At 70.4% G+C, this 6905-nt stretch carries 5 protein-coding genes; all 5 read left to right on the forward strand.

What is annotated here, in order from left to right:
• Positions 1-99 precede the first annotated feature (99 nt).
• Positions 100-1062, forward strand: coding sequence for a Bug family tripartite tricarboxylate transporter substrate binding protein (locus BN948_RS21600; protein WP_035623743.1), 963 nt, complete (start codon positions 100-102; stop codon positions 1060-1062).
• A gap of 34 nt (positions 1063-1096) precedes the next feature.
• Positions 1097-2062 (forward strand): Bug family tripartite tricarboxylate transporter substrate binding protein, encoded by a 966-nt coding sequence (locus BN948_RS21605; protein ID WP_035623745.1) that lies wholly within the window; start codon positions 1097-1099, stop codon positions 2060-2062.
• A gap of 7 nt (positions 2063-2069) precedes the next feature.
• The gene (locus tag BN948_RS21610; RefSeq protein ID WP_035623747.1) at positions 2070-3395 is read left to right on the forward strand and encodes a sulfatase family protein; all 1326 of its coding nucleotides are present in this window, start codon (positions 2070-2072) and stop codon (positions 3393-3395) included.
• Between the two features lie 51 nt (positions 3396-3446).
• Positions 3447-5126: a SulP family inorganic anion transporter gene (locus tag BN948_RS21615; protein ID WP_035623749.1), complete on the forward strand. Its 1680-nt coding sequence runs from the start codon at positions 3447-3449 to the stop codon at positions 5124-5126.
• A 103-nt stretch (positions 5127-5229) separates the two neighbouring features.
• On the forward strand, positions 5230-6905 hold a 1676-nt coding region (locus BN948_RS25860), incomplete at its 3' end, for a PAS domain-containing sensor histidine kinase (protein ID WP_156037851.1).

Consider the following 6905-nt stretch of genomic DNA (forward strand, 5'->3'; position numbering starts at 1 on the left):
GATTTCTGCAATCGATTGTGAATCCCTAGCATGGCCGGCTCCAAGCGGGACCACCCGCGGCCCGTGCCTGCGCCGACACAACACAACGGAGACAAGACCATGACCCTCACCCGCCGACTCATCCACGCCTGCCTACTCGCCGCCCTCACCGTGGGCGGCAGCGCCTTCGCGCAGGACAAGACCCCGCTGAAGATCGTGGTGGGTTTCCCGCCCGGTGGCTCCGCCGACACCCTGGCGCGCCTGCTCAGCGAAAGCCTGCGCGAGCAGTACGCGCCCATCGTGGTGGAGAACAGGCCCGGTGCGGGCGGGCGCATCGCGCTCAATCAGGTCAAGCGCGCGGAGCCCGACGGCCAGACCGTGATCGTGCTGCCCAGTGGCCCCATGGTGCTGTTCCCACACGTCTACAAGAAGCTCGACTACGACGCGGTGAAGGACTTCAGCCCGGTCTCGCTCATCGCCAACTTCCAGTTCGGCGTGGTGGCCGGCCCCGCCAGCAAGGCCACGAAGATCGGCGACATGGTGCAGATGGCCAAGGCACAGCCGGGCGTGGCCTCGTACGGCACGCCGGGCCTGGGCACGCTGCCGCACTTCATGGGCGTGCTGTTCGAGCAGCAGGTGGGCGCCAAACTGAACCACGTGCCCTTCCAGGGCGGCGGCCCGGCCAACACCGCGCTGCTGGGCGGCCACATCGACTACAAGTTCGACGTCGTCTCCGAAACCGCCGAGCTGCACCGCGCGAACAAGGTGCGCATCCTCGCCGTCACCGGCTCGCAGCGTGACCCGCAGGTGCCCGAGGTGCCCACGCTCAAAGAGAGCGGCATCGACATGGTGGCCACCGCCTGGTTCGCCATGTACGGCCCCGCGAACATGAACCCCACCGCACGCGACCGCCTCTCCAAGGCCGTGGCCACCGCGGTGAAGGCGCCCGCCCTGCGCGAGCGCCTGCTCGGCCTGGGCTACGAGCCCGTGGGCTCCACGCCCGCCGAACTGGCCGCCGCGCAAGCGGCCGACCTCAAGCGCTGGGAGGCCCCGATCAAGGCCACCGGCATCCAGCTCGACTGAGCGTTCTCTCTCGCCTCCAAGGAGTTCTTCTTTCATGACCGCACGACGCGCCTTCCTGGGCCTGGCCCTCGCCGCCGCCTTCGCCACCCCCGCCCTGCAGGCCCAGACGGCCTGGCCCACGCAGACCGTGCGTTTCGTGAACAACTTCCCCGCTGGCGGCCCGTCGGACATCCTCGCGCGCTCGGTCTCGCAGGTGCTGCAGGAGCAGTTCAAGCAGAGCTTCGTGGTGGACAACAAACCCGGCGCGGCCGGCAACATCGGCGCGGCCGACGCCGCCAAGGCCGCGCCCGACGGCAACACCCTGCTGTTCGGCATCGACACCACCTTCACCATCAACCCGCACCTCTACCCCAACCAGGGCTTCAAACTGACGGACCTCAAGCCCGTGATCATCATGGCCTCCTCGGGCCTGCTGATCGGCGTGCACCCGTCCACGGGCCTGAAGACCCTGCCGCAGCTGGTGGAGCAGAGCAAGTCGAAGAACTTCAACTTCAGCTCGGCCGGCAGCGGCAGCCCGGGCCACCTGGCGGTGGAGGTGTTCGCCGAAGCCACGAAACACAAGCTCGGCCACATCCCCTACCGCGGCAACACGCCGGCCGTCACGGCCGTGCTCTCGGGTGAGGTCGATGGCGGCACGCTCGCCACGCCCGGCATGCTGCCGCACGTGAAGGCCGGCAAGATCACCGCCCTGGCCGTCACCAGCCGCCAGCGTTCCACCCTCGCGCCCGAGATCCCCACCGTGGGTGAGCTCGGTCTCAAGAGCCTGGAACAGGAAGTGCTCTACCTGGTGATGGCGCCCGCCGCCACCCCCGACGCGCTGGTGCAGCAGATCGCCAAGGCCATCGGCGACGCGCTCCAGCGCCCCGACGTGAAGGCCCGCATGAACAACCTGGACCTGTTCCCCGAAGGCCTCACCGGTGCCGCCGCCAGCAAGCGCCTGGCCGACATGAACGCGCGCTACGGCGCCCTGGTAAAAGCCACCGGCATGAAAGTGGAATGATCGCCGCATGAACCGCCCCAATATCCTCTACATCGTCTGCGACGACCTCGGCTACGCCGACCTGGGCTGCTACGGTGGCCGCGAGGCCGGCTTCGGCCGCGTCTCACCGAACATCGACGCGCTGGCCGCCGGCGGGCTGATGTTCACCGAGGGCTATGCCAACTCGCCGGTGTGCTCGCCCACACGCTTCGCGCTGATGACGATGCGCTACCAGTACCGCCTGCGCGGCGCGGCCGAGGAGCCCATCAACAGCAAGGCCCGCACGAGCCAGACCCTGGGCCTGCCGCCCGAACACCCCACCCTGCCCTCGCTGCTGCGCGGTGCCGGCTACCGCACCGCCCTCATCGGCAAGTGGCACCTGGGCTACCCGCCGGCCTTCGGCCCGCTGCGCTCGGGCTACGAAGAGTTCTTCGGCCCCATGGCCGGTGGCGTGGACTACTTCACCCACTGCGCCAGCACCGGCGACCACGACCTGTGGTTCGGCGAAGAAGAGAAGGCCGAGGAGGGCTACCTCACCGACCTGCTGAGCCGCCGCGCCGTGGACTACGTGGACCGCATGGCCGACGGTGCCAAAGCTGGCACGCCCTTCCTGCTGAGCCTGCACTACACCGCGCCGCACTGGCCCTGGGAAACGCGCGACGACGCGCACGTGGCGCCGGACGTGGCGAAGAACCTGTTCCACCTGCACGGCGGTAACGTGAACAGCTACCGCCGCATGATCCACCACATGGACGAAGGCATCGGCTGGATCATGGACGCACTCAAGCGCCACGGCCTGGCCGACAACACCATCGTCGTCTTCACCAGCGACAACGGCGGCGAGCGCTTCTCCGACAACTGGCCCCTGGTGGGCGGCAAGATGGACCTCACCGAAGGCGGTATCCGTGTGCCCTGGATCGTGCACTGGCCCGCGCAGGTGCCCGCTGGCGGCACCACCGCGCAACACGGCATGAGCATGGACTTCTCGCGCACCCTGCTCGACGCGGCCGGCGTGGCGCCCGCCGAATCGCACGCGCCCGACGGCGTCTCGCTGCTGCCCGTGTGGCGCGACGCGGCCACGCGCATCGAACGCCCCATGCACTGGCGCATGAACCACCGGGGTCAGCGCGCGCTGCGCGAGGGCGACTGGAAGTACCTGCGCGTGGACGGCCACGACTACCTCTTCAACATCGCCAGCGACGCGCGCGAGCGCGCCAACCTGGCCCCGCGCGAACCCGGGCGCCTGGCCGCGATGCGCGAGCGCTGGGAGACCTGGAACGCCAGCATGCCCGCCATCCCCGAGGACGCGACGGTGAGCCTGGGCTATTCCTACAAGGACATGCCGCAGCGCTGACACGGCGTCGTGCGGGCTGAACGGCTCCGCATCGCGTTACGCTCGACGCCCATGACCCGCTGGCAACGCCTCTTCCCCTTCCTGCAGTGGCCGCGCCCCGACGCGGCCCTGCTGCGCAACGAGGCGCTCGCCGGCCTCACCGTCGGCCTCATGGTCATTCCGCAAGGTGTGGCGTACGCCGCGCTGGCGGGCATGCCGCTCATCACCGGCATCTACGCCGCCCTGCTGCCCGCCCTCATCGCCGTGCTGTTCTCGGCCTCGCCGCGCCTGTCGGTGGGCCCCACGGCCCTCACCTGCCTGCTGGTGAGCGCCTCACTCACGCCCCTGGCCCGGCCGGGCAGCGCCGAGTGGGTTCAGCTCGCGGTCTGGCTCGCGCTGCTGTCGGGTGTGCTGCAGGTGCTGCTGGGCCTGGTGCGCTACGGCTGGCTGCTCAACCTCGTCAACTCGCCGGTGCTCATGGCCTTCACCCAGGCGGCGGCGGTGCTGATCATCGCCTCGCAGTTGCCGGCGCTCACGGGTTTCAGGAGCTGGCACGCCATCGCGGAGCAGGCCGGCTGGCACGCGCCGGGCCTGGCCTTCGGCCTGCTGTCGCTGGCCGCGCTGATCGGCGTGCGGCGCCTGCGCCCGGGCTTTCCCTCGGTGCTCGCGGTGGTGCTGCTCAGTGCCGGTGTGAGCCGCGCGATCGGCTTCGAGGCCGGCGGCGGCGCTGTCATCGGCACGCTGCCGCAAGGCCTGCCGGCGCCCTTCCTGCCGGGCTGGCCCGGCTGGGAAACCCTCGGCGCCCTGCTGCTGCCCACGCTCATGATCACGCTGGTGAGCTTCCTGGAGACCGCCAGCAGCGCCAAGGTGGACAACGCGCGCCAGGGCAGGCGCTGGAACCAGGACCAGGACCTCATCGGCCAGGGCCTGGCCAAACTCGCCTCGGGCCTGTCCGGCGCCATGCCCACCAGCTCCTCGTTCTCGCGCTCGGCGCTCAATCTGTACGCCGGGGCCCGCACCGGCTGGGCCACCGTGTTTTCGGTGCTGGTGGTGGCGCTGGCCCTGTTGCTGGCCATGCCGCTGCTGCACCACGTACCGCTGGCGGTGCTGGCCGCCATCGTGGTGTTGCCCGTGTGGGGCCTGCTGCAGCCGTCGTCCTTCGTGCGCCTGTGGCGCCTGTCGCGCGTGGAGGCGGTCATTGCCGGCACCACCTTCGCCATCACCTTGCTGGCTGCGCCGCGCCTTTACTGGGGCGTGTTGGCGGGCGTGGTGATGGCGCTCACGCACTTTCTCTACCTGCGGCTGCACCCGCGCATCATCGAAGTGGGCCTGCACCCGGATGGCAGCCTGCGCGACCGCCACCTGTGGCAATTGCCCCCTCTGGCCCCGCGCCTGTACGCCCTGCGCATGGACGCGGCGCTGGATTTCGCCACCGCCAACGCGCTGGAAAGGGCCGTGGCCGAACAACTGCAGGGCGCCCCGGACACGCAGCACGTGCTGCTGATCGCCCATCCCATCAACTGGATCGATGCCACCGGGGCCGAGGCCTTCGGCCGCCTGCGCGAGCAACTCGACGACCGACGCGTGCACCTGCACCTGGTGGGCATGAAGCTGCCGGTGGAGCGCTTGCTGGCTGCGGCCGGCCACCTCGACGAGAACGAACGCCTGCACCTGTACCGCACCGAGGCCGAGGCGCTGCAGGCGATCGAACAGGGGGCGCTCGTCGGCCCCGAGCCCGCCCCCTCCACCTGACACCGCTTTCCCGCTCGGCTCAAGACCGGCGCGGTCGCGCCGAAAAGGCTGTTGGTCGTACATTTCGAAACAGCCCGGTGTGCCCACCGGCCCGGAGGGACGTGTGAGCGTCAACCAAGGTTCAGCGCAAGCCCTCGGCGAGTTCGCTCAACTCGACGCGTTCGCGCAGCTCGTGCAGGGCGCGCTGCTGCGCTATGACTTCGACGCCAAAGGCCAGGGCGCGCTGGTCTACATCAGCGAGGGCTGCATGGACCTGTGGGGCGTGGACGCGCGCACCATCCTCGCGCACGAGGCGGTGATCTGGCTCATGGCGCCGCGCGAGCAGCGCCGCCTGCTGCGCGGCGGCTTTCGCGAGGCCACGCGGCGCGGGGCGCCCTGGGCGCACGAGTGGCGCATCGTCGACGCGCAAGGCCGCCACAAGTGGCTGCGCGGCATGGGCAAACCGCGGCCCCAGCCCGATGGCCGTGTGCACTGGACCGTGCTGGTCAGCGACGTGACCGACAGCGTGCGCGCGCGCTCGCTCGACCTCGCCAGCGACGACCGCTTCCGCCGCATCTTCGACAGCATGCCCAGCATCGCCGTGCAGGCCTATGGGCCGGACATGATCGTGCGCTACTGGAACAAGGGCTCGGAACGCGTCTACGGCTACCGTGCCGACGAGGCCATCGGCCGCAGCATGCTGGAGTTGGTGATCCCGCCCGCGCTGCGCGGCAGCTTCGACCGCAACCACCAGCGCACGCTGGACGGGCGCGCCACGCTCAACACCGGCGTGCACTGGCTGCTGCGCAAGGACGGCAGCTCGGTCGAGGTGCACGCCAGCGAAATCATCACGGAACACCCGGAGCGCGGCGTCGAGATCTTCTGCATCGACTTCGACCTGACCGAGCGCCGCAAGGTGGAGGACCAGCGGCTCGCGCTGGAGGCGCAACTGCGCGAATCGCAGAAGCTGGAGGCGCTGGGCACACTGGCCGGTGGCGTGGCGCACGACTTCAACAACATCCTCGCGGCCATCCTGGGCAACGCGCACCTGGCGCTGGACGACGCGCGCGAGATGCCCGCCGTGGCCGAGAGCGTGGGCGAGATCCTCAAGGCGGGCGCGCGCGCCAAGGAGCTGGTGCGCCGCATCCTGGCCTTCAGCCGCCGCCAGGCGCTGCAGCGGCGCGTGATGCCGCTGCAGTCGGTGGTGGACGAATCCGTGCGCCTGCTGCGCGCCACCATTCCCAAGGGCGTGGAGCTGCGCGTGCTGTGCGACCCCGACACGCCCTACGTGTTGGCCGACCCCACGCAACTGCAGCAGGTGCTGCTGAACCTGTGCACCAACGCCTGGCAGGCCATGCCCGAGCGCTCCCGCGGCTGTCTGCAGATCGAACTGCAGCCGCACGCGGGCCCGCCCCCGGCCACCGCGTGTGTGCTGCCGGCCCAGGGCCCGGCCGAGGACTGGCCCGCGCTCAACGTGCGCCTAAGCGTCAGCGACAACGGCGTGGGCATGGACGAGGCCACCATGGCCCGCCTGTTCGAGCCCTTCTTCACCACCAAGCCACCGGGCGAGGGCACGGGCCTGGGCCTGGCGGTGGTGCACGGCATCCTGCGCGACCACCAGGCGGCGGTGCAGGTGCGCAGCCGGCCCGGTGAGGGCACGGTGTTCGACCTGTACTTTCGCGCGGCTGCCCTGCAGGCGGGCGGAGGGGGAGCGCCCCCCGCGCCCGGCACTGCGCGCACCACGCCGGCGGCGCGCGGCACGCGCATCCTGTACGTGGACGATGACGAGCTCATCGCCGA

Source organism: Hydrogenophaga intermedia, from assembly GCF_000723405.1.
In the GTDB taxonomy this organism is placed as follows: Bacteria; Pseudomonadota; Gammaproteobacteria; order Burkholderiales; family Burkholderiaceae_C; genus Hydrogenophaga; species Hydrogenophaga intermedia.